The 20,926-nt window shown below is 60.8% G+C and carries 21 protein-coding genes and 1 tRNA gene; 11 read left to right on the top strand and 11 right to left on the bottom strand.

Features of this window, described 5'->3' with window-relative positions; all coding sequences use genetic code 11:
• Complete coding sequence (locus WNY61_RS11825; RefSeq protein ID WP_040700955.1) at nt 1-456, bottom strand: nucleoside deaminase; 456 nt, start codon at nt 454-456, stop codon at nt 1-3.
• 62 nt (nt 457-518) lie between these two features.
• On the opposite strand from WNY61_RS11825, the gene WNY61_RS11820 reads away from it, so the two are divergent.
• The 10 genes from WNY61_RS11820 (at nt 519) to dtd (ending at nt 9,085) form a co-directional block, all read left to right on the top strand.
• Complete coding sequence (locus WNY61_RS11820) at nt 519-1,583, top strand: pseudouridine synthase (protein WP_342851634.1); 1,065 nt, start codon at nt 519-521, stop codon at nt 1,581-1,583.
• Nucleotides 1,584-1,710: 127 nt separating this feature from the next.
• On the top strand, nt 1,711-1,926 hold the full coding sequence (locus WNY61_RS11815; RefSeq protein WP_007119216.1) for a hypothetical protein: 216 nt from the start codon (nt 1,711-1,713) through the stop codon (nt 1,924-1,926).
• Nucleotides 1,927-1,929: 3 nt separating this feature from the next.
• Nucleotides 1,930-2,844: a 5-bromo-4-chloroindolyl phosphate hydrolysis family protein gene (locus WNY61_RS11810; protein ID WP_342851633.1), complete on the top strand. Its 915-nt coding sequence runs from the start codon at nt 1,930-1,932 to the stop codon at nt 2,842-2,844.
• Nucleotides 2,844-4,040: a toxic anion resistance protein gene (locus WNY61_RS11805; protein WP_342851632.1), complete on the top strand. Its 1,197-nt coding sequence runs from the start codon at nt 2,844-2,846 to the stop codon at nt 4,038-4,040. The genes WNY61_RS11810 and WNY61_RS11805 overlap by 1 nt, the downstream gene beginning before the upstream one ends.
• A gap of 22 nt (nt 4,041-4,062) precedes the next feature.
• Nucleotides 4,063-5,025: a DUF2927 domain-containing protein gene (locus WNY61_RS11800; protein ID WP_342851631.1), complete on the top strand. Its 963-nt coding sequence runs from the start codon at nt 4,063-4,065 to the stop codon at nt 5,023-5,025.
• Between the two features lie 35 nt (nt 5,026-5,060).
• A complete protein-coding gene (locus WNY61_RS11795; protein WP_342851630.1) occupies nt 5,061-6,179 on the top strand; it encodes an SPFH domain-containing protein in 1,119 nt (372 codons plus the stop codon).
• A 51-nt stretch (nt 6,180-6,230) separates the two neighbouring features.
• Nucleotides 6,231-6,779 (top strand): cytochrome b/b6 domain-containing protein, encoded by a 549-nt coding sequence (locus WNY61_RS11790; protein ID WP_342851629.1) that lies wholly within the window; start codon nt 6,231-6,233, stop codon nt 6,777-6,779.
• 71 nt (nt 6,780-6,850) lie between these two features.
• Nucleotides 6,851-7,963 carry a TFIIB-type zinc finger domain-containing protein gene (locus WNY61_RS11785; protein ID WP_342851628.1) on the top strand — a complete coding sequence of 371 codons (1,113 nt, stop codon included), beginning with the start codon at nt 6,851-6,853 and terminating at the stop codon, nt 7,961-7,963.
• Entirely contained in the window at nt 7,960-8,637 is a 678-nt protein-coding gene (locus tag WNY61_RS11780) for a nitroreductase (protein WP_342851627.1), read from the top strand. Before WNY61_RS11785 ends, WNY61_RS11780 begins: the two co-directional genes overlap by 4 nt.
• Before the next feature lies 1 nt (nt 8,638).
• On the top strand, nt 8,639-9,085 hold the full coding sequence (gene dtd / locus WNY61_RS11775) for a D-aminoacyl-tRNA deacylase (RefSeq protein WP_342851626.1): 447 nt from the start codon (nt 8,639-8,641) through the stop codon (nt 9,083-9,085).
• Nucleotides 9,086-9,273: 188 nt separating this feature from the next.
• Here the strand turns inward: dtd and WNY61_RS11770 are convergent, their stop codons facing one another.
• The 6 genes from WNY61_RS11770 to WNY61_RS11745 all read right to left on the bottom strand — a co-directional run bounded on the left by WNY61_RS11770 (nt 9,274) and on the right by WNY61_RS11745 (nt 15,220).
• Complete coding sequence (locus WNY61_RS11770) at nt 9,274-9,534, bottom strand: hypothetical protein (protein ID WP_342851625.1); 261 nt, start codon at nt 9,532-9,534, stop codon at nt 9,274-9,276.
• Nucleotides 9,524-9,766, bottom strand: coding sequence for a DUF1127 domain-containing protein (locus tag WNY61_RS11765; protein WP_342851624.1), 243 nt, complete (start codon nt 9,764-9,766; stop codon nt 9,524-9,526). The genes WNY61_RS11770 and WNY61_RS11765 overlap by 11 nt, the downstream gene beginning before the upstream one ends.
• 262 nt (nt 9,767-10,028) lie before the next feature.
• The gene (locus WNY61_RS11760) at nt 10,029-11,909 is read right to left on the bottom strand and encodes an acyl-CoA synthetase (RefSeq protein ID WP_342851623.1); all 1,881 of its coding nucleotides are present in this window, start codon (nt 11,907-11,909) and stop codon (nt 10,029-10,031) included.
• Nucleotides 11,910-12,057: 148 nt separating this feature from the next.
• Entirely contained in the window at nt 12,058-13,866 is a 1,809-nt protein-coding gene (locus WNY61_RS11755; protein ID WP_342851622.1) for an ABC transporter transmembrane domain-containing protein, read from the bottom strand.
• A gap of 136 nt (nt 13,867-14,002) precedes the next feature.
• A complete protein-coding gene (locus tag WNY61_RS11750; RefSeq protein ID WP_342851621.1) occupies nt 14,003-15,094 on the bottom strand; it encodes a purine nucleoside permease in 1,092 nt (363 codons plus the stop codon).
• Between the two features lie 52 nt (nt 15,095-15,146).
• Nucleotides 15,147-15,220, bottom strand: a tRNA-Gly gene (locus WNY61_RS11745).
• A gap of 169 nt (nt 15,221-15,389) precedes the next feature.
• Here WNY61_RS11745 and WNY61_RS11740 point away from each other — a divergent pair.
• Nucleotides 15,390-16,325, top strand: a complete 936-nt coding sequence (locus WNY61_RS11740) for a YihY/virulence factor BrkB family protein (protein ID WP_342851620.1) — start codon at nt 15,390-15,392, stop codon at nt 16,323-16,325.
• A 3-nt stretch (nt 16,326-16,328) separates the two neighbouring features.
• Here WNY61_RS11740 and WNY61_RS11735 read toward each other — a convergent pair whose 3' ends face one another.
• The 4 genes from WNY61_RS11735 to WNY61_RS11720 form a co-directional block, all read right to left on the bottom strand.
• Nucleotides 16,329-16,904: a hypothetical protein gene (locus tag WNY61_RS11735; protein ID WP_342851619.1), complete on the bottom strand. Its 576-nt coding sequence runs from the start codon at nt 16,902-16,904 to the stop codon at nt 16,329-16,331.
• Nucleotides 16,901-19,141, bottom strand: coding sequence for a molybdopterin cofactor-binding domain-containing protein (locus WNY61_RS11730; protein ID WP_342851618.1), 2,241 nt, complete (start codon nt 19,139-19,141; stop codon nt 16,901-16,903). Before WNY61_RS11730 ends, WNY61_RS11735 begins: the two co-directional genes overlap by 4 nt.
• 2 nt (nt 19,142-19,143) lie before the next feature.
• A complete protein-coding gene (locus WNY61_RS11725; protein WP_342851617.1) occupies nt 19,144-19,602 on the bottom strand; it encodes a (2Fe-2S)-binding protein in 459 nt (152 codons plus the stop codon).
• 122 nt (nt 19,603-19,724) lie between these two features.
• A complete protein-coding gene (locus tag WNY61_RS11720) occupies nt 19,725-20,888 on the bottom strand; it encodes a hypothetical protein (RefSeq protein ID WP_342851616.1) in 1,164 nt (387 codons plus the stop codon).
• Nucleotides 20,889-20,926 lie beyond the last annotated feature (38 nt).

Below are 20,926 nucleotides of genomic sequence, written 5' to 3'. Positions count from 1 at the left end.
TTATCCCCTTCTTTTGGCTTGGAAAAACTTTATCAGCAGATCTTCGGCCTCGCGTCCGGCTATGCCATCAAAGACCTGCGGCACATGATGGCACTGGGGATGCGAGAACACCCGCGCGCCTTGTGCCACGCCACCTGATTTGGGGTCTGCCGCGCCATAGAACAAGCGCTCAACCCGCGCCGCGGCAATGGCACCGGCGCACATCGCACAAGGCTCCAGCGTAACGTACAGCGCATGTCCGATCAGCCGTTCCGAGCCGACCGCGGCGCAGGCCGCCCGCAGGGCCAGCATCTCTGCATGGGCGGTGGGATCGTTTCGGGCACGGGTCTCATTGCCTGCTGCGGCGACGATCTGACCCGCGGGCGACACGACAACTGCCCCCACCGGCACTTCGCCGCGTGTGGCGGCCGCGCGGGCTTCAGCCAGCGCCTGACCCATATACGAGCGAAACTCCATTCCGCCACATGGCCGCAAACGCCACCCTTTCGCAAGCCCGTGAAACAGGGTAAGCGCAGTGTATGAACGCAAAAACGCCCCCCTCCGGCCCCGGCCCGCAAAATACCGATACCGACGCCAGCACGTCTAAGGGCGACCGCATCGCCAAGGTGTTATCGCGCGCCGGTGTCGCGTCGCGCCGCGAGGCTGAGCGGATGATCGAAGCGGGCCGCGTGCGCGTGAACGGAGAGCAGATCAGCTCACCTGCGCTCAATGTCACGCCCGAGGACAAGATCACCGTCGACAACACCCCCGTCGGCGCGCCCGAGCCGCCGCGCATGTGGCTTTATCACAAGCCCGCCGGACTGGTGACCACCGCACGTGATGAGAAGGGGCGCGAGACGATATTTGACGACCTCCCCGAAGACATGCCGCGCGTGATGACCATCGGCAGGCTCGACCTCAACTCAGAAGGGCTGCTGCTGCTGACAAACGACGGCGGCGTGAAACGTAAGCTTGAACTGCCTAGCACCGGCTGGCTGCGCCGCTACCGCGCGCGGGTGAATGGCCGCCCCACAGACGAAATGCTTGAGCCACTGCGCCGCGGCATCACCGTGGAGGGCGAGAATTTCCTGCCGATGGACGTGACGCTGGATCGCCAGCAAGGCGCGAATGCGTGGCTGACCATCGGTCTACGCGAAGGTCGCAACCGCGAGATTCGCCGCGCGATGGAGGCCGTGGGCCTGACCGTCAACCGGCTGATCCGCACGTCCTACGGCCCGTTCCAATTGGGCGAGCTGAAAACCGGTGAAGTCGAAGAGCTGCGCCGCAAGATCGTGCGCGATCAGCTGGGGTTGGAGTTGGAAGACCCAACCGGCACCGCCGTCAAAAAGCCCACCGCCGTCCGCCGTCCACCGCGGCGCAAGCCCGGTGGTTTTGGCGGCGCGGGCCAGCCTGGCATGCCGGTCCAACGGGGCGAAGACGATGAACCGCCCCCCCGCCGCGGGGGCGGCAAAGCCAAAAACGCGCCACGTGGCAAGGCGGCAGCGGGCAGAACCGCAGATAAACCGGGCGCACGCCCCGGCAGCCGTACGGGTGGCAAACCAGCCGGAAAGCCCGGCAGCCGAGGCCCAAAGCCCCGCCGCTGAGCAGGCTCGCCCCAAGCTGCGCCGCCTGCTTTTGGAACGCTGCTGAGCCGCGCGCGTTGAACAAAGAACGGCAGGCAAGATCAGCGCGAAACCGCTGTCAGAAAAGGGCAATATGGCGCGAATATTGATGTTTTTGGTGGCCTTGGCTGCGCTGTTGGTTATCATCCTCGGCGTGGCCTCACTGATGGGGCGCGCTGCAGACACCGCCGGCACGGCATTGCGTCCCATCTGGGGCAGCAAGAGGGGAAATTTGATGGCGCCGACACCCTTTCAAAAGATCGCCTATGGGGCATTGCTGGTTGTGCTGCTCGGCGTGACCAGCGGATTTCTTGGGGGGCTCTGATCAATGGCGCAGCGCTTTGGCGGACGTTATAGCCCCGACTCTGATGTAAAGCCCGGCGGCACTCCGCGTAAAACGCAGCGGCTGCGGGTTGATCCAGCGGGCGGGCGTGTGAACCTTATGTTCGTACCACCGGCGGTTCTGGCGGCGACATCCCTGGTTGGCGGCGCTGGCACTTTGGTTCTGGGCCTTGCGGGCGCGTTCGTGCTGGCATCCGGCGTTTGGCTGCTGCGCGAAGGGCTGTTGGCCGAAGCCGAATACCATGAACGCAAGGTGGCTCGCCGCCCCGCATGGCCACGCAAGATATTCGCGGCACTGCTGACCGGCGTGGGCACCGCGATCGCCGCTTACACATCTGAGCCGGGCATCGTGGCGCCCGTGCTGTTCGGCGCGGCAACCACAGCACTACATGTGGCTGCATTCGGCATTGATCCCTTGAAAAACAAAGGCATGGAAGGCATCGACACCTTCCAGCAAGACCGCGTCGCCCGCGTGGTGGATGAGGCGGAGAAACTGCTGACGGGCATGAGCCAGGCCATACTGCGCGCCGGGGACCGCCGGGCAGAGGCGCGCTTGGCTGACTTTCAAGACACCGCCCGTCATTTGATCCGCACCGTCGAAGAAGACCCGCGGGATCTGACCGCCGCCCGCAAATACCTTGTCGTCTACTTACGCGGCGCGCATGATGCGACGGTGAAGTTCGCCGATCTCTATGCCCGCAACCATGATGACCAATCCCGCAATGATTACCTAGCACTCCTTGACGATCTGGACGAAAATTTCGCCGCCCGCACGGCGAAATCCCTGCTTGACGACCGCAGCGATCTGAACGTCGAAATTGACGTGCTGCGCGCGCGTCTCTCCCGCGAGGGGGTCAGGCTGGATCAGCCGACGCCCATAAATACTAAGGAAGATCAGTGATGACCGATGCCGTCCGTGAAAAAGCCGCCCAGTCGCAAGGGTTGGTCGAAGAAGTGAACGCAACAATCCTGCCCGAACCCGCAGACGCCAATGCCATCGTGCCCTTGGCCAAAGCCAATGCGACCCAGAGCGCTGAAATTCAAAAGCGCATGGCCGAGATTGACGTAACCGACACGCAATCCATCGTCAGCTTTGGCTCTGCCGCGCAGGCAGAACTGCAAGTGATCAGCCAATCCATGCTTGCCGATGTGCGCAACAAGGATGTCGGCCCTGCGGGTGATAGCCTGCGCACGATGGTCAGCGCCATTCGCGGCTTTTCGGTCTCGGAACTTGACGTGCGTCGCAAGCAAAGCTGGTGGGAAAAGCTGCTTGGGCGTGCGACGCCCTTCGCCAAGTTCACGGCTCGATTTGAAGAGGTACAGGGCCAGATCGACCGGATCACCGACAATCTGTTGGCCCATGAGCATACGCTGTTGAAAGACATCAAATCGCTCGACCTGCTCTATGAAAAGACGCTGCAATTTTACGATGAGCTGGCGCTCTATATATCTGCTGGCGAAGCCAAGATTGTGGAGCTGGATCACAAGACCATTCCTGCAAAACAGACCGCACTGGATAAGGCGGGCGAAGACAATCAGGTCATGCGCGCCCAAGAGCTGCGCGATCTGCGTGCGGCGCGGGACGATCTGGAGCGCCGGGTGCATGACCTCAAACTGACGCGACAGGTGACGATGCAATCTCTGCCCTCGATTCGGTTGGTGCAAGAAAACGACAAGAGCCTCGTGACCAAGATCAACTCGACCTTGGTGAATACCGTGCCGTTGTGGGAAACCCAACTGGCGCAGGCCGTGACCATTCAGCGCAGCAGTGAAGCGGCGGGCGCGGTACGTGAGGCGAACGACCTCACGAACGAGCTTCTCACCTCCAACGCCAAAAACTTGCGCGACAGCAACAAGGTGATCCGCCAAGAAATGGAGCGCGGTGTGTTTGATATCGAAGCGGTGAAGCAGGCCAATGAAGACCTGATCGGCACCATTGAGGAATCGCTTCAGATCGCGGATGAGGGCAAAGCGAAACGCGCCAGCGCCGAGAAGGAATTGCAAGAAATGGAAGGCCGTCTGCGCGATACACTGGCCGCTGCCAAAGCCCGTGAAACGGGTTTGGGTGACACAACCAGCAACGCGGTTCCGAGCTGAAACCGACGTAAGGAAACAGGCAATGCAAGGTCGTCTGCGAAGACATCTGCGCGCCGCAGCGGCGCTGACGCTGAGCGCGCTTTTGCTCGCCTGCGCTGAACCTGAGCCCGTCTTGCAAAAGGTCGCCAAACCGCAGGCCCGCCCTGCGGTGGCGCCCCCACCCGCGCCGGTGGTTGCACAGCCCACTTCGCAAAAAAGCGCCATGCTGCGCAGCTATTTGCATCAGGTTGAAAAGGCGCAGCTTAGCCAGGAACTGCTGCGTCAAGATGGCGGCGGGGAAGACACGCCCTTCACCAGCGAAATGTTGGCGCGTAATTTTGAACAGATCGCGTTGTACAACGAATATGACGGTGATTTTTCGGGCCAAGGCGGGGCCAGCCCCCTGCGCCGCTGGGAAGGGCCTATACACATGCAGATCATCTTTGGTGATAGCATTCCACCCTCGCAACGCCGCTCAGACACGACCAATATCAAGGCTTTCGCCCGACGGCTTGCGCGGATTACGGGGCATCCGATCTCAACGACTGGCACGCCTAATTTCATGGTGGTTGTCGCCTCTGAGGACGACCGCGTTGATGCTCTGACCCATGCGGCGGAAAAGGTAGCGGGGGTTAGCCCCTCTTCGCTACGCGCCATGCGCAACATGCGACGCGATACCTACTGTGCCGTGGCGGCCTATGCGGCGGGTGACAATCCCAACGTCTATACTGCCGCCGTGGCTGTGATCCGCTCGGAAAACCCCGAGTTGCTGCGGTTGTCGTGCATCCACGAAGAGCTGGCTCAAGGGCTGGGCCTGGCCAATGACAGCCCCGCCGCGCGGCCTTCGATCTTTAACGACGACGACGAATTCGCGCTACTGACACGGCACGACGAACTCTTGCTCAAGATGCTTTATGATGCGCGTCTGCGCCCCGGCATGACAGCAGAACAGGTCAACCCGATCACCCGGATCATCGCACGCGAGTTGACGGATGGGCCAGTGTAACGCACCCTTACGACCAAAGAATAAGGACGATTTCCATGGGCATTTTCGATTTCCTCTCAGGCCAGTTTATCGACGTCATTCACTGGACCGACGACACCCGCGACACGATGGTCTGGCGGTTCGAGCGTGAGGGTCATGAGATCAAATACGGCGCCAAGCTGACAGTGCGCGAGGGGCAAGCGGCGGTTTTTGTCCATGAGGGGCAGTTGGCGGATGTCTTTACCCCCGGTCTCTACATGCTTGAGACCAATAACATGCCGATTATGACCTCCCTTCAGCATTGGGATCACGGGTTCAAAAGCCCGTTCAAATCCGAGATTTACTTCGTCAACACAACCCGGTTCAACGATCTGAAATGGGGCACGAAAAACCCGATTATCGCCCGCGATCCTGAGTTTGGCCCAGTACGGCTGCGGGCCTATGGCACCTATTCGGTGCGCGTGAGTGATGCAGCCCGGTTCCTAACCGAGATTGTGGGCACCGATGGTGAATTCACCATGGACGAAATCTCTTACCAAATCCGTAACATCATCGTGCAGGCCTTCTCGCGGACGTTGGCAAGTTCGGGCATTCCGGTGCTCGACATGGCCGCAAACACGCGCGAGCTGGGGCAGTTGGTCGGCAAGGACATCGCTGCACAGATCGCGGAATACGGGTTGGCGATGCCAGAGCTTTATATCGAAAATATCTCGCTCCCGCCCGCGGTTGAGGCAGTGATGGACAAGCGCACATCGATGGGCGTGGTCGGAAACCTCAACGAATACATGCAGTTCCAAGCCGCCGAAGCGCTTGGCCGCGATGGGGCGGGGGGTGCGGCGATGCAAACCGGCCTTGGTGCGGGCCTCGGCATGAGCATGGCCCAGGCCGCAACCGCGCAGGCTGGCCCTTGGGGCGCGCGCGCGGCACCTGCCGCCGCCGCTCCCGTGCCGCCGCCCCCACCGCCGGTCGAGAAGGTCTGGCACATTGCCGAAAATGGCGCGACTTCTGGTCCCTTCTCCAAGGCTGCGATGGGGCGCAAGGTGAGTGACGGCAGCCTTGGGCGTGACAGTCTGGTCTGGACGCCGGGCCAAGATGGCTGGCAGCAGGCCGAGGATGTGGCCGAACTGGCGCAGCTCTTCACCGTGATGCCGCCGCCCCCACCGCCGCCCGCGTGATCCGGCGCTGCTGCGGGTGAAACTTTTAGGCCTTTTGCCCGTGGCTCTGCCATGACACCGCGCTTTCATCTTCCTCACCGCCGCAGCGCCCTGAAGGTGCTGCATTGGTCGATGGTGCCGCTGCTGATCTGGTTCATCCTTGTGACCCCCGCCGATGTGCTGCCCTTTGGCCGCACGGCTTTTCGCATTCATTCGCTGCTGGGGCTGGTCTTTGTCACCGCCTGCCTGCTCTGGACCGCCGATTACCTGCGCCGAGGTCTTGCCAGCCGACCGGGGCCAAAGCTGCCGCCTTGGGCGCGGCGTGTGCACCAGTGGATGCATAAGGCGCTGATTTGGGGGCTGTTTGGCGTGGCACTCACGGGCTTTGGCCTTGGTCTTACTGCACCGCGTCTCTTTATGGCGGGCGATCTGGTGCCGGTGGCCCCGCCGCTGAACTTGCCGCGTGCGCATGATCTGATCGGCAAAATCCACATCTATGAATTCTACCTGCTGGCCGCCATCGCGGGTGCCCATGCGCTGTTCCACCTTTGGCGGCACCTGCGTCTGCGTGACAACGCGCTGCGGATCATGGCGCCGAAATGCCTGCACCGCTTTTTGTGAGGTTCAAGGTCTGGCCCATGCCCCCCAAGGCCGCTAGGCTCCGGCGCGATTGACCTTGCAGAGCATGTCTTATGTCCGCCACCGATCTACCCCCCGCCGCCCCGCTGGAAGAGCACCGTTTTCCCTGTGACACCTGCGGCTCTGACATGCGCTTTGACCCAGCACAGTCGCTGCTAATCTGCGATCATTGCGGTAATGTTGAACCGATTGACGGCACGGGTCGTCACACCCATGCGATCGCTGAACAAGATTTCCGCGCCGGATTGCAGGCCGCGCTGCCCGCCGCCGAGATGGAGGAAACCCGCGTTACCACCTGCCCCAACTGTGCGGCACAGGTCGAGTTCGAACCCGGCAAACACGCCACCGAATGCCCCTTTTGTGCCACGCCTATTGTGATCGACACCGGCACCAACCGCCATATCAAACCCCGTGCCGTGCTGCCCTTTGCCCTGCCCGAAGAAAGCGCCCGCAATGCAATGAAAGACTGGCTCGGCAGCCTGTGGTTCGCGCCCAACGGCTTGCAGCAATATGCCCGCAAGGGGCGGAAAATGCAGGGCATCTATGTGCCCTTTTGGACCTATGATGCCCAAACCGCGTCGAGCTATCGTGGGGAGCGTGGCACGGTCTATTACGTGACCCAAACCGTCATGCGCGATGGCAAGCGCGTGCAGCAGCAGGTGCCCAAAATCCGCTGGCGCAGCGCTTCGGGCCGGGTGGCGCGGTTCTTTGACGATGTGCTGGTGCTGGCCTCCCGCTCTCTGCCTAAGAAACACACCGACGCGTTGCATCCGTGGGATCTTTCGGCGCTGGAGCCATACGCGCCCGAATACCTCGCCGGTTTCCGGGCCGAGGCTTACGGCGTCACACTGGAAGAAGGCTTTGTTCAGGCCCGCGCCCATATGGACCGAGTGATTGAGCGTGACGTGAAATTCGACATCGGCGGCGACCGCCAGCGCGTGCATAACATCGATACGCGGATCAGCGATGTGACCTTCAAGCATATCCTGCTGCCTGTCTGGCTGGCCGCTTATAAGTACCGCGGCAAGACCTATCGTTTCGTGGTGAACGGCCACTCTGGCAAAGTGCAGGGCGAACGGCCCTATTCAACGATTAAAATTACCTTCGCCGTGGTGCTGGGGCTGATCGCCGCTGCCATCGTCGGCTATTTCATGGCGCAGCAATGACCCAGACCTACGACCAATTCGCCGCGCTTTTAAAGGCCCGCTATTCCTGCCGCGCTTTCCGGCCCGATCCGCTGCCGGATGAGACCATCACCCAGATCGTCAGCGCCGCGCGCCATGTGCCCTCGTGGTGTAACGCGCAGCCGTGGCAGGTGACCGTGACGCGCGGGGCAGGCACCGATGCCTTTCGCGCCGCACTGCTCAAAGCCGCAGGCGATGATGCCCCCGTTGAGCCCGATCTGACATGGCCCACAGGCTACTCCGGTGCCTATGCCGAGCGGCGGCGCACTTGCGGGTTTCAGCTTTATGACGCAGTGGGCATCGTGAAATCCGACCGCGACGCCCGCAAAGCGCAAATGCTACGTAATTACGAACTTTTCGATGCGCCGCATGTGGCGATCGTCACCTCCCCTGCCGAGCTTGGACCCTATGGCGCGATGGACTGCGGCGGTTTCGTCACGGCCTTTACTCTCGCAGCGGCCGCGCTTGGCGTGGCAAGCATCCCGCAGGCCGCTATTGCCGCCTATGCGCCCTTGGTCCGCAGCCACCTTGGCCTGCCCGAAGACCGGCTGGTGCTCTGCGCCATCTCCTTTGGTTATGCAGACAGCGACCACCCGGCCAACGCATTTCGTACCGAACGGGCGGCCCCCTCAGAGATCATCGATTGGAAAGACTGACATGCGCGCATTGCTGCAAAGGGTGACCGAGGCGTCGGTCACGGTCGAAGGTGAGATCATTGGAGGGATCGGCCCCGGTCTCTTAATCCTCGTCTGCGCCATGCCTGAAGACACGGAAGAGACGGCAGAGAAACTCGCGCTGAAGATCTCTAAGCTACGGCAGTTCAAGGACGAGGGCGGCAAGATGAACCTCAGCCTTGCTCAGACCGGCGGTGCTGCACTGGTGGTCAGCCAATTCACCCTTGCCGCAGATACTTCGCGCGGCAACCGCCCCGGTTTTTCGGGTGCGGCGAAACCTGACATGGCAGAGGCGCTTTATGAGCATTTTGCGCGCAGCCTCAGCGCCTTGGATATCACCGTGCAAAAAGGCCGGTTCGGCGCGGATATGTCCGTAGCGCTGGTCAACGACGGGCCGGTGACCCTGTGGCTCGACAGTGCAGCACCATAATCTAAAGCGGGAAAAGCATGGACCGGCAAGCTTGGGAGGAGGTAAGCTTGCCGGCCGGTATAACGGGTCCGGGAGGAGGACCGTTAAGATGCGGCATCAGATCAACCCTGGGAGGAGCGGGGTCCGACACCTGACAATGCGGCGCTCAGCGCGCGACATTGATTTCTGAAGGTCGAAAGCCCTAAGGCTTACAGGCCGTCGTATTCTTCGGTAACCAGCGCTTCGGCGTGCTGCGGGATCTGGTTCCGCTTAATGCCCGCGCGCTCTAGCTGATCGTCCGTCATGTTGTTTAGGACGGACTGCATCCGCGAAATTTGCATCTGGGTCACGCCACGGGCCAGCAGGTTTCCGACTTTGCCGGCAGCGGAGCCGAGAGCCCCAACAACAGGCGCGGTCGCGTCGCGGAAAGAAAAGCCGTGGGGGGCGGAGAGGGTGTTGTTATATTTCATAGGTCTGTTCCTTTGAAAGTTCTTCCGACGCAAAACGTCGGATGTCGCACCGCGCGATGCCGATATCCGACAGTTCGCGATCACTCAGTGCGGTAAGTTCTGTGAAAGTACGGTCATAAGCTGCGCGCCGGGCTTTGATCTGGGCCACACGACGGCGCATGCCGTCATAGGAGTGGTGAAGCCCTGCGAGCGCGGAGCTCAGGGTGGTGCCACGTGAGATTGCCATCGTCATAAGCGCAACTCCTTTCAGAATGCTGCAAGTGCATTATCAATGCTGCAATGCAGAAGTAGTACGCTCAGCCCCTATTTTGAACCCGCAGAATTTGCATAGGCGCTATGCCTGACAGGAAAGGCAGCCTTATAAATATGCGTAAAACAGCCTAAAATTCTTGCGCCGACACACAGAAATTGTGCATCGGCGCAACGCAGCTGGGCTGCAATCAAGGATCTGAAGAGACCAAGGGCAGGACTGACGCCCCCTGCCCCTTGGTCGGTTAGCTCGCGGGTTCCCAAGGGCGCGTATAGACGCTTAGCACTTTTGTCACATCGTCATGGGACGCGCCGTGCATCGTAACCTTGGCCACAAGCCCACGCTTTTTGTCGTCGATCACTTCGGTTACCCGAGCGGCACAGCCCTCTTTTTCGAGACTGCCATTATAGACCCGCGTGATTGCATCCTTGCGCAGGTCGGGCTTGAAGATTTTGCCGACAGCGGTCTTAGGCAGCTCATCCATGATCTTAAGATGTTTGGGCTGCGCCGCGCGTTCGGCAACCTTTTCCTGCGCGAAGGCCAGCAGTTCGGCTTCGGTCACAGTGGCGCCGGCCACCAGTTCGACAAAGGCGCAGGGCACCTCGCCCGCGTGGGCATCGGGTTGGCCGATGGCCCCGGCAAAGGCGACGGCCTCATGGCCCAACAGCGCCTCTTCAATCTCGGCCGGGTCAATGTTGTGACCGCCGCGAATGATCAAGTCTTTGGCGCGGCCCGTGATCCAAATGTAGCTATCGCTGTCGATACGACCCAGATCGCCTGTTCGCAGGTATTTACCGTGGTAGAAAAGGTCTTTGTTTTTCTCTTCCTCGACATAGGTATGGCCTGCAAAGACGCCGGGGTTCGACACACAGATCTCTCCGATCTCATCGACTTCTGCGTCAATCGGCCCGTCGGCTGTGCCTTTGATGATCCGCACATCTGAATAAGGAAAGGCGACGCCGATGGAGCCTACCTTTTTGACGCCGTCGGGCGGGTTGCAGGACACAAGGCAGGTCGCCTCAGTCAGACCATAGCCCTCAATCAACGTGATGCCTGTGGCTTTCTCAAAGCGGCGGAAGAGTTCCAGCGGCAGCGGAGCAGACCCGGAGAATGCGGTTTTCACGGTGCTGACATCCGCATCAATCGGCCGCTGCATCTTGGCCGAGATTGCAGTCGGCACGGTGATGATAAAGGTGATCTTCCACCGCTCAATCAGCTTCCAGAAGTTATCAAATACGCCCTCCCCGCGATAGCCCTGCGGCGTGGGGAAGACCACATGCGCGCCAGAGGCCACGGCGGCCATCAGGATCACATGGCAGGCAAAGACGTGAAACAGCGGCAACGGACACATGATATTGTCCTGCTCGCTGAAGAGCAGGCGGTGCCCCAGCCAGCCGTTGTAGATCAGCCCGGAGTATTTGTGCTGCGCCACTTTCGGCATCCCGGTCGTACCACCGGTATGGAAATAGCAAGCGACGCGATCCTCTTGCACATCTTCGAAATTGAGCGAGGTGTTCTGCTTGGCGATCTCGGCGTTGAAGTTGAGGTATTTCGCCTGATTGTTCACCATCCCCTTGGGCCGGACCAGTGGCACGATCCAGCTTTTCGGCGGGGTGAGATAGCGGACCAGATCGACTTCGAGCACCGTATGCACCTTGGGCGCAAGCTGCACCGCCTCGGCGGTCTTTTGGGCCACGTCCGTTTTGGGGAAAGGCCGCAGAGTGACGACGACCGATGCGCCGACTTCGCGCAGGATGGCACCGATCTGTTCGGCATCCAGCAGCGGATTGATCGGGCTGACGATCCCGGCAACGGCACCGCCCAACAGGGTAATCGTCGTCTCGTTACAGTTCGGCAGCACATAGGCCACCACGTCTTTCTCGCCAATACCGAGGCTGCGGAACAAATTGGCGGTCTGCGTCACGCGGCCATGCAGCTCGCTCCAAGTCAGCGTTTCGGCCTTGTCTTTGGGCCCTGAGAAAATCTGATAGCTAACGGCGTTATTCTTGGGGAATTTCGCGGTCGTGTTGCTCAGCATTCCGTAAAGCGTCTTGGCCACGTCGCGGTCTTCCCACGGCATTTCCGCCGCGATTGCATTGCGGTCCTCGATCCCGGCGAATGTCATGGTGTCTCCTCCCCTATGCCGGTGTTCCGGCTTATTCTCCTCGGGCCAGATTGCGGTGAAACGCGCCGTTCCGCAAGCAATCGGCGTCGACAGACGCAACGTCATGCAAAGTTGACGTAACGCCGCGTGGGTGTCGTTCAAGTCTTGGTCAGGCCGCTGCGGCCCCGTCAGTGAACTGCAAGCGTGCCAAACGCGCATATAGGCCGTCGCTGGCCACCAATTCATCATGGGTGCCGATGGCCGCGATACGGCCCGCCTCCATCACCACAATCCGGTCGGCTTTCTTTACGGTAGCCAAACGGTGCGCGACGATCAACGTGGTGCGATCCGCACTGAGACGATCCACGGCGGCTTGCACCAGCCCTTCACTTTCGGAATCCAAAGCGCTGGTTGCCTCATCCAGCAGCAGCACCGGCGCATCACGCAGAATGGCGCGGGCGATCGCGATACGTTGTTTCTGCCCGCCAGAAAGCATCACCCCGCGCTCCCCAAGATAGCTGTCATAGCCCTCAGGCAACGCCGTAATGAACCCATGCGCTGCGGCCGCGCGCGCAGCCTCTTCGACTTCTGCATCGGTGGCGTCGGGCCTACCAAAGCGGATGTTTTCGGCGGCGGTCGCGGCAAAGATCACCGGGTCTTGAGGCACCAGCGCCACGGCGCGACGGAAGTGGTCACGCGCCACATCGCGCAGGTCCACGCCGTCCAAAGTGATACGGCCCGCCTGCGGGTCATAGAACCGCAAGATCATCTGGATAATCGTCGTTTTCCCCGCACCCGATGGACCGACAAACGCCACCGTCTCACCGGGGCTAATCTCAAGATCAATCCCATCCAAAGCCGCCACATCGGGCCGTGCCGGATAGGTGAATTGTACGTTTTCAAATGCGATCTTGCCTGCAACGGGTTGCGGCAGGCTGACTTGCGCGTCGGGGGATGGATCGTTCACCGTGTCTTCTGTCTGAAGCAGATCAACCAACCGCTCTGTGGCGCCCGCCGCGCGCTGCAACTCGCCCCAGATCTCTGACAAAGCGGCAACCGCGCCCGCGACCATCACCGCGTAGATTACGAATTGCACCAACGCGCCTGCGCTCATGACATCGGCGCGCACATCACGCGCCCCGATCCAAAGCACGCCAACCACGCCCGAGAACACCAGAAAAATCACAATCATCGTCATCGCGGCACGGGTTTTGATGCGGCGCTGCGCGGCGTCGAAAGACGCTTCGGTCATCTGCGCAAATTGGCCCCGGCTTGCCGTCTCATGGGTAAAAGCCTGAACGGTTTGAACCGCCCCCAACGTCTCAGAGGCATTGCCCGAACTGGCTGCGATCCAATCTTGGTTTTCACGGCTCAGCACCCGCAACCGACGGCCCAGCGTCAGGATGGGAAACACCACGGCAGGCACAATGAGCAGAACCAAACCCGTGAGTTTAGCAGACGTCAGCAGCATCAGCCCAAGGCCGCCTACGAAAATCAGTAAGTTACGCAGCGCGATAGAAACAGACGACCCGATCACCGACAGGATCAGTGTCGTGTCGGTGGTGATCCGGCTGAGCACTTCGCCTGTCATGATGCGCTCATAAAACGAGGGGCTCATGCCCACCACCCGGTCAAAAACGGCGCGCCGAATGTCTGCCACGACCCGTTCGCCCAGCCGCGTGACCAGCGCATAGCGCAGCCCGGTTCCCACGGCGAGCAACCCTGCGATCAACAACGCGGCAACGAAATATTGATCCAGCAACTCAGTCTCGCCGGTGCCGAAATTATCGATCACCCGGCGCACGGCCAAGGGTAAGGTAAGCGAAATCATCGCCGTCAAAACCAAAGCGCCCCCCGCGGCGGCCATCAACCAGCGATAAGGGCTAAGAAATGGCATCAGCGCCGCCAGTGCTCCGATCCGCCGCGACTTCTCGCGTTCATCTTTAGCAGTCGGAGCGGGTGTGGGCGTGCGGGCCATGGGCATTCCTTTGTCTTGCGACATGGTCATGGCGCGGGGACTGAGCGGGGTCAAGCGCGACAGGCCCATCGGGACAATCTGCCGCTCTTGCCCTGCGGCGCAAAATCATGCGCCGCAGGGTGTTAGTGGGCCAAGTTTACTCGGCTGGAAGCGCTGGCACACCGTCTTTCCATTCGTCCCAGTTGGCGACGATCCGATCGACCAGGGGCGCACCAACCAGGGTGATATTCGCCACCGTTTCAGCAAAGCCGCCGGCGGTTTCGCCCGGTGCTGGATCAAGGTGTGCCAGCGTCGATTCATCAGGGTGGCCTTGGTCAAAGTTCACCGCACCGCGCAGACTGGCGATCCGGTCCGTGCCGTGCAGACGTTTGATGACCAACGCGATTGCGGCGGCCTCCATCTCAGTGATCATATAGTCGTCCGCGCCGTAAAGTTCGGCCATATACTGCGCCTCTTCCGACAGGCCCGGCCCGTGAAAGAAGGTATCGCCGGTCATATGGGTGCCGACTTTGACGCTTGGCGCGGCTTGAGCGGCCTCATCAGGGTAGCGCTGGCGGTATTTACGCGCGGAATCTGAATCCTGCATCTCGACATCTTTGGAAAGCGCAACGCCCCATGAAACCAGCTGCTCGTTCAACTCAAATCGGCGGTAATCCTCATAACCAGAGCGCGGCATGAAGACCGGCTCGCCCGGTTCTCCTTCCTCAGGTGCCCAGCGGTGACCGAGGTCATAATCCACCAACCAGCTGCCCCAAACCACATCCGCGATCGTGCCGCGCGACGGGGGCGTGCCTGCCACGCCGGACAGCATGAAATAAGTCTGCGAGAAATCATATGCCGGGTTCAACAGTATCGCCTGCATGGAGGCCGAAGAGTTCACTTTGCCCATCCCTAGCACCGCACCGCAGACGCCATCATCGTTGCAATACATCGAAGAGAATGCGCCCGGCACGTCCTGCGCCTCGGTTTCGGACCAGTATTTCTCGTACCAGTGCTGTAATTCGCCTGCGCGGTCGCCGGTGTTTTCGCCAATCTCAAACATCGCGCCGATGAACACTTTGACGGGCATCGGCTCTTGTGCTGCCAGTGGCGCGGCGAGTGTGCAAAGAGCTAGAGCGGCAAGGCCCGGTGTGGAATGCTTCAGCATGATGTATCCTTTAGGAATGTCGCCCGCACTTAGCGCGCGGATGGCGCAGCTATAGACCTTGGCGCAAGGGAAACCAAGCATCAGGCACGCCAGTCGCAGGACCAGCACAAAGGATCAGATATATCATGAAGAGTGGAGCGGGCGGCGGGAATCGAACCCGCATCATCAGCTTGGAAGGCTGAGGTCTTACCATTACACAACGCCCGCGCTACTGGTTTCCCTCCTATTTTATCGCTTGAGGTGCGTCAAGTAGAGCAATGCCTCAAGTGTACGATCAATCGAATAAGCCTGCTTTTGCCAGACGTGCTTTATCCAGGTGGTCGCCATGCCCAAGGGGCACTAGCTTATGCGTCATAGGTAAAAATGAGGCATGGGAATGGACCCCAGACCGGCTCAGGACCAAAAGCGCGAAGTTGTGCTGACCCACGGTGTTCTCAGCGAGAACCCCGAGGATTTGTTTCACGGCACCGGCTGGCGCGTTGGGCGCGCGGTTCTGCACGAAGCGGTCCTGCGTCTGTGGAGCGATGATGCCTTTGGCATGGCCGGAAACGTGGCCTTCCGTGCGCTTTTGGCGATTTTCCCGTTCCTAATCTTCACCAGTTCGCTGACCGCCTATTTTGGCGACCGATCGATGGCCGACGATCTGATCCATTTCCTTATTGCCATTGTCCCCCCTGCCCTGATTGAACCTCTTGTTACAGAAGTCGAAAAGGTCATGACCGTGCCACGCGGTGATCTGTTGAGCGTTGGTATTCTACTGACCGTTTGGTTTGCGGTTGGTGGGGTCGACGGTGTTCGAATAGGCTTGAACCGTGCCTATGGTTTGCGCGAAACGCGTTCGGTGTTTACGATCTATGCGGTGCAGGTGGTCATGGTGTTGCTGGCCAGCCTCATCCTTGTGATTGTAGGCTATCTGCTGGTACTGGCGCCGCGTGCAGGGTCTTGGCTGCATATGTTGATGCCGGGGTTTGATCCGGGCTCCGTGACTGTCGGCCTGATCCGCTTCCCTGTGTCGGCGACGATCCTATTGGTCGCGTTGTTTGCAGCACATGTGATCCTACCCGCGCGTCGTACCAAGTTTAACAATATTTGGCCCGGTGTAGTGGCCACAGCCATTGCATGGACCCTGCTTGCGATGCTCTTTTCAACCTATCTGCGCAGCTTTGCTACTTATTCCAGCTATTATGCAGGCATGGCGGGAATCATCGCGGCATTATATTTCATGTATCTTGCCGCACTGGTGCTGATCTTTGGCGGCGAGTTGAACCGCGCGCTGCGCATCCGCAGATTGGCCCGCGTGATGAGCGATTGACCCTTAATCCCCGTCGCAGGGGGTGCCCGCAGCGCCCCAGACTGTCACATCATGCACCAGTGCATCCAACGAGCCTTCCGGTACCGAGCGTCCTGCACCGGGGGCAAAGGCCCAGTTCACAAAGGCAGAGTTCTGCAAATGGTCGACCAATGACGCAATATCATGGCCATCGTTGGTGTCAGGGTTCCGCAGCTGCACACAAACCTCTGCCGATGTCTTGCCAAACCATGCCAGTTCCACCGGCGGCAACCGCCACGCGTCGTCGATATGCGGCGGCGCGTGGGGCACGGTATTGGCGGCTCCAGAGGTGACGTGGCAGGCGTCGCAAGGAATACTCTCGGCCCCGATGCGGCTCTCGCCCGCTTGTACATTCATGCCGTGCACTGCGTCCGGCCCATAACCCAAGGCCTGCCACATCGGCTGGCCCTCTTCGCCCACATGGCAATTCGTGCAGCGGGGATGCGAGGTAACGGTAAAGATACGCTCCCATGCAGCCAACCCTTCTACACTGTTGGAGCCTTCTTGCGCCGTCGCAGGGACGGCCAGCATCAGCGCGGCACAGGCAAGCAAATATCTCATGCAAAATCCACGGATTTGGAGAGCGGCAATTCACGGATGCGTTGGCCAGTGGCGGCAAAAATCGCATTGGCCAGCGCCGGTGCTGCGGGCGGCACGCCCGGCTCGCCGATGCCCCGCAGCTTGCTGCCGTTCTCCAGTCCGCGCACTTCGATTTTGGGGGTTTGGTACAACCGCAACCCTTCGTAAAGATGGTAGTTGTCCTGTTGCGGCACCCCGTCGCGATAGGTCAACTCGCAGTTCATTGCATGGCCCAAGCCCCAGATGACAGCACCCGAAAGCTGCGCTTCAAAGTTCACCGGGTCCAGCACCCGGCCCACTTCGGCGGCGACGAAAACGCGGTCAATCTTGAGGCCCGCGTCGGTCTGGCGCACCTCTACCACTTCGGCTACCGGCACGCCGAAGGACAAACAAAAGGCCAACCCCCGGCCCCGACCCGGCCCAAGCTCCGCGCCCCAGTCTGACATCTCTCCCACGGCCTCAAACACCTTGCGCGATGCGTCGTGGGTACAGAGCCGCAGGCGCTCCTCCAAGGGGTCAGCAGCCGCCGCGTGGCACAGCTCGTCCATGAAACTTTCATGTAGAAAACTATTGCCCGACGCACCAACAGAGCGCCACGAACTGACCGGCACCATGGCAGGCACACGATGGCCAGTAACGCGGTAATCTGGAATGGCAAAAGGCTGGTCCCACGCCCCGGCGACGATAAAGATATCGGGGCCAAAGATCGGCTGATTGACCCGCGCCATTTGCGATTCCGCGACCGAGGGTGCTGCGATAGCCATATCAAAGGCCGCGAGTTTGCCGTCAGTAACCTTGCCCTGCGCCCGTGCCATGGCCAGCGGGCGGGGGTAATCATGCATGAAATCTTCTTCGCGGGACCAAACCATCTTGATCGGAACGCCCGGCATCTGCTGGGCCACCTCAACGGCGCGCAGGACGTAGTCATCCTCCAGCCGCCGCCCGAAACTGCCGCCGGCCATAAGCACGTGAATATGCACATTCTCGGCGTCAATCCCGGTGAGGCGGGCGACATTGGCCTGCATGAAGCGTGGGATTTGCGTGGCCGTCCAGATGTCGACGCGGTCCTGCTCCAGCTTCACCACCACGCTCATCGGCTCAAGCGGGGCATGAGCGAGATAGGGAATGCGGTATTCGGCCGTGAGCACCTCTCCGTCGGCCAGCGCCGCCGTTACGTCGCCGTCATTGCGGAACTGGCTGTCTTGGGTGTCTTCGGTAAAGGCAGCGGCGACGGCCTTGAATTGCTCAGCCGTGTCACCGGTATAGGGCGATGGCCCCCAGTCACATTCCACCGCCTGCACGGCCTGAAACGCGCGCCATGTGTTGTCGGCCACCACAGCAACCCCGCCGGTGATCGGCAATACGGCCTGCACGCCGCGCATCTTTTCGGCACGGCCCGCGTCAAAGCCCATGATATCGCCGCCCTGTGCCGGATTGGTGCGGGTGGTGGCATAAACCATCCCCTCCATCGCCATATCGATGCCATAGGTCAGGGTGCCGGTGGATTTGGGCACGATATCCGTCCGCATCTGCGCCTTGCCTAGATGCCGCCATTCACTTGGGTCGCGTAGGGTGACATTGGTCACCGGTTCAATCTCTGCCGCTGCAGCGGCGAGGTCTTGATAGGCCAGACGCATACCATCGGGCAGCACCACGGCACCTGCCTCGGTTTTAAGTTGGCCACGCTCTAACCCGGTTTGCGCCACAGCGGCGGCCAGCAACGTTTCACGCGCCACGGCGCCCGCCATGCGCAGGCGGTCGTACATATCCGGCACGGTAGAGCTGCCGCCGGTCAGTTGCAGGCCCAAAAGCTTACCGGCCACATCCGACGCGCCGCGCCCGGTACGGGCCAGCATGGTTTCCGAGGTCGCGGCAATCGGCATCGCCTCAACCCCCACGACACCATTGTAATAAACCGGCGAAGGTGGCCCGGGCGTGATCAGCACCGCGTCAAGATCGACATCCAATTCTTCAGCGATCATATGCGCTTGGATAGAGTAAGCCCCCTGCCCCACGTCGGCGCGCGGGGTAATCAAGGTGACACCGCCCGCATCGATCTTAACATACGGCGTGATTGCCGCCGCGCCGGGGGCCAGCCCCTCAAGCAATGGGTTCTTCAAGTCGCGTTTATAGAGATAGGTGCCGAAGGCCACGCCCCCCACAATCGCCGCAGAGCCGACGATGAAACTACGGCGGGTGATGGTGCCCAGTCGTGACATGGTCAGGCCCCCCTCAAACGGGCGGCGGCGCTGTGAACAGCGGCGCGGATCCGCGGATAGGTGCCACAACGGCAAAGATTGCCGCTCATCGCGGCGTCGATCTGATCGTCGGTCGGTTCGGGGTTAAGCTCAAGAAACGATGCCGCCTGCATGATTTGCCCGGACTGACAGTAGCCGCATTGCGCCACTTGATGTTCGACCCACGCGGCTTGCACCACATGGAGCGCCTCGGGCGTTCCCAACCCTTCGATGGTGGTGACGTTTCCGTTCACGTCTGCTGCCCGCAGTTGGCACGAGCGCACGGCCAGACCGTCAACATGCACGGTGCAAGCGCCACATTGCGCAATGCCGCAACCGTATTTTGGGCCCGTAATGCCCAATTCATCCCGCAGGACCCACAGAAGCGGCATGTCGTCTTCTACGTCCACATCGTGGACCGTGCCGTTAACCGTCAATTCCATCGGTGATCCTTCCGCCCCTGTCGTGTTCAATGTAACCAGCAGCGCATATGTCGCAAGGCCGCGCACGGCGGGGCGCGCAGCGTCATCTTGTTAAAAAGGGCGCGCAGGGGCGATCAGGTGGCTTATTCGAGGTCTTGAGCGGTAAGCGCACGGTGAATTTCGCGGCGCACCAATTTGCGGACATTGCGGGTGATCCGCTCGCCCAAGGCGCCCTGCAACTCAGCGCGCACGATCTCTGTTACCAAATCGCGCAATGCCTCTTCGTCGAGGAACTGATCATCGCCCCCGACACCTTGGTCTTGTGCAGGGGCGGTATAGCCAAATTCCGGTGCGGTCGCTGCAGGATCGGCCACGCGGGGGCCGCTGTCGGCAAAGCGGCGGACCTGCTCGTCGACCTGCGGTGTGGAAGGCTGACGCGGCGCGGGTTCTTCGGCCTCTACCGTCGCGGTATCAGCAATTGGTGCCTCTGAGACATCCAGATCAACATCGTCTTTCCACTCCATCGCCGGTGGTTCCGTCCCGGAATAGTCATTGTCGCCGGGGCTGTCGGGATCCCAATCGTCCGTGATTTTCCCAATCGCCGTCTCCAACGCCGCAAGCTTATCGTTGCGCGTGCCGCTGGTCGCCGCTGCGGCAACGGCTTCAACCGGGGCTTCTGTCTTTGCCGCCACATCCGGTGACTGGTCACTGTAGTCTTCGGTATGCAGATCACTGGGATCATCGTGCAGCATATCATAATCCAACGGCGAAACCTTGGCGGGCGCAATGGCCGCAGGCTGCGGGCGATCCTTGCCATCCGAAGTTGCAACCCGCAACGCCGGGGTCAGCATCAAACGATCGCTGCTTGCACTTGGCGTCTGCGGCACGGGCGGCACAGTTGAGCGGCGCGCAGAGACAAAAGGACGCTCGGCGGCGTCGGTGCTGCCACCATCGGCAGACTGCATGGCTTGGGTCAAGTTCAGCGGACGCGGCGCGGCGTTCGGGAAAGTACTGGTGGATTCGCCATCCGGGGCCGGGTGCGGCGCGCCGGTGGGTGCCGAACGAAGCGGTGAATGCGGTGCAAAATCCTCCGACGAAGTCGCGCGTGCGCTTTTGAATTCACCCTCACCGCCCGCTTGCGCCGCAGACTGGGACGCTGACTGGGGCGCTGACTGGGGCGCTGCAGCGTCAGATGCAGGCTCTTTTAAAGTGTCAGACGCTTGAAGGGGGCGCTTACCTTCGGACACCAATCGGCGGATTGACGACAGAACGTCTTCCACCTCCGCATTTGTGACGGGTTCGGACATATTTCTCTACCACTCTTTCCTCACGGACAGCTTAACCG

The sequence above is a fragment of the Sulfitobacter sp. AS92 genome (assembly GCF_038900015.1).
Lineage (GTDB): Bacteria > Pseudomonadota > Alphaproteobacteria > Rhodobacterales > Rhodobacteraceae > Sulfitobacter.
The sequence above is the reverse complement of the archived record's forward strand: the minus strand, read 5'-3'. Positions and strand labels throughout refer to the sequence as shown.

What these genes read in the sequence shown, in the direction of transcription:
- WNY61_RS11805 (WP_342851632.1), top strand. Translation starts at nt 2,844, where the DNA reads ATGACCGATGCCGTCCGTGAAAAAGCCGCCCAGTCGCAAGGGTTGGTC.
- WNY61_RS11780 (WP_342851627.1), top strand. Translation starts at nt 7,960, where the DNA reads ATGACCCAGACCTACGACCAATTCGCCGCGCTTTTAAAGGCCCGCTAT.
- WNY61_RS11725 (WP_342851617.1), bottom strand. Translation starts at nt 19,602, where the DNA reads ATGGAATTGACGGTTAACGGCACGGTCCACGATGTGGACGTAGAAGAC.
- WNY61_RS11735 (WP_342851619.1), bottom strand. Translation starts at nt 16,904, where the DNA reads ATGAGATATTTGCTTGCCTGTGCCGCGCTGATGCTGGCCGTCCCTGCG.
- WNY61_RS11810 (WP_342851633.1), top strand. Translation starts at nt 1,930, where the DNA reads ATGGCGCAGCGCTTTGGCGGACGTTATAGCCCCGACTCTGATGTAAAG.
- WNY61_RS11770 (WP_342851625.1), bottom strand. Translation starts at nt 9,534, where the DNA reads ATGAAATATAACAACACCCTCTCCGCCCCCCACGGCTTTTCTTTCCGC.
- WNY61_RS11720 (WP_342851616.1), bottom strand. Translation starts at nt 20,888, where the DNA reads ATGTCCGAACCCGTCACAAATGCGGAGGTGGAAGACGTTCTGTCGTCA.
- WNY61_RS11820 (WP_342851634.1), top strand. Translation starts at nt 519, where the DNA reads ATGAACGCAAAAACGCCCCCCTCCGGCCCCGGCCCGCAAAATACCGAT.
- WNY61_RS11755 (WP_342851622.1), bottom strand. Translation starts at nt 13,866, where the DNA reads ATGGCCCGCACGCCCACACCCGCTCCGACTGCTAAAGATGAACGCGAG.
- WNY61_RS11815 (WP_007119216.1), top strand. Translation starts at nt 1,711, where the DNA reads ATGTTTTTGGTGGCCTTGGCTGCGCTGTTGGTTATCATCCTCGGCGTG.
- WNY61_RS11765 (WP_342851624.1), bottom strand. Translation starts at nt 9,766, where the DNA reads ATGACGATGGCAATCTCACGTGGCACCACCCTGAGCTCCGCGCTCGCA.
- WNY61_RS11750 (WP_342851621.1), bottom strand. Translation starts at nt 15,094, where the DNA reads ATGCTTGGTTTCCCTTGCGCCAAGGTCTATAGCTGCGCCATCCGCGCG.
- dtd (WP_342851626.1), top strand. Translation starts at nt 8,639, where the DNA reads ATGCGCGCATTGCTGCAAAGGGTGACCGAGGCGTCGGTCACGGTCGAA.
- WNY61_RS11790 (WP_342851629.1), top strand. Translation starts at nt 6,231, where the DNA reads ATGACACCGCGCTTTCATCTTCCTCACCGCCGCAGCGCCCTGAAGGTG.
- WNY61_RS11800 (WP_342851631.1), top strand. Translation starts at nt 4,063, where the DNA reads ATGCAAGGTCGTCTGCGAAGACATCTGCGCGCCGCAGCGGCGCTGACG.
- WNY61_RS11825 (WP_040700955.1), bottom strand. Translation starts at nt 456, where the DNA reads ATGGAGTTTCGCTCGTATATGGGTCAGGCGCTGGCTGAAGCCCGCGCG.
- WNY61_RS11760 (WP_342851623.1), bottom strand. Translation starts at nt 11,909, where the DNA reads ATGACATTCGCCGGGATCGAGGACCGCAATGCAATCGCGGCGGAAATG.
- WNY61_RS11740 (WP_342851620.1), top strand. Translation starts at nt 15,390, where the DNA reads ATGGACCCCAGACCGGCTCAGGACCAAAAGCGCGAAGTTGTGCTGACC.
- WNY61_RS11730 (WP_342851618.1), bottom strand. Translation starts at nt 19,141, where the DNA reads ATGTCACGACTGGGCACCATCACCCGCCGTAGTTTCATCGTCGGCTCT.
- WNY61_RS11795 (WP_342851630.1), top strand. Translation starts at nt 5,061, where the DNA reads ATGGGCATTTTCGATTTCCTCTCAGGCCAGTTTATCGACGTCATTCAC.
- WNY61_RS11785 (WP_342851628.1), top strand. Translation starts at nt 6,851, where the DNA reads ATGTCCGCCACCGATCTACCCCCCGCCGCCCCGCTGGAAGAGCACCGT.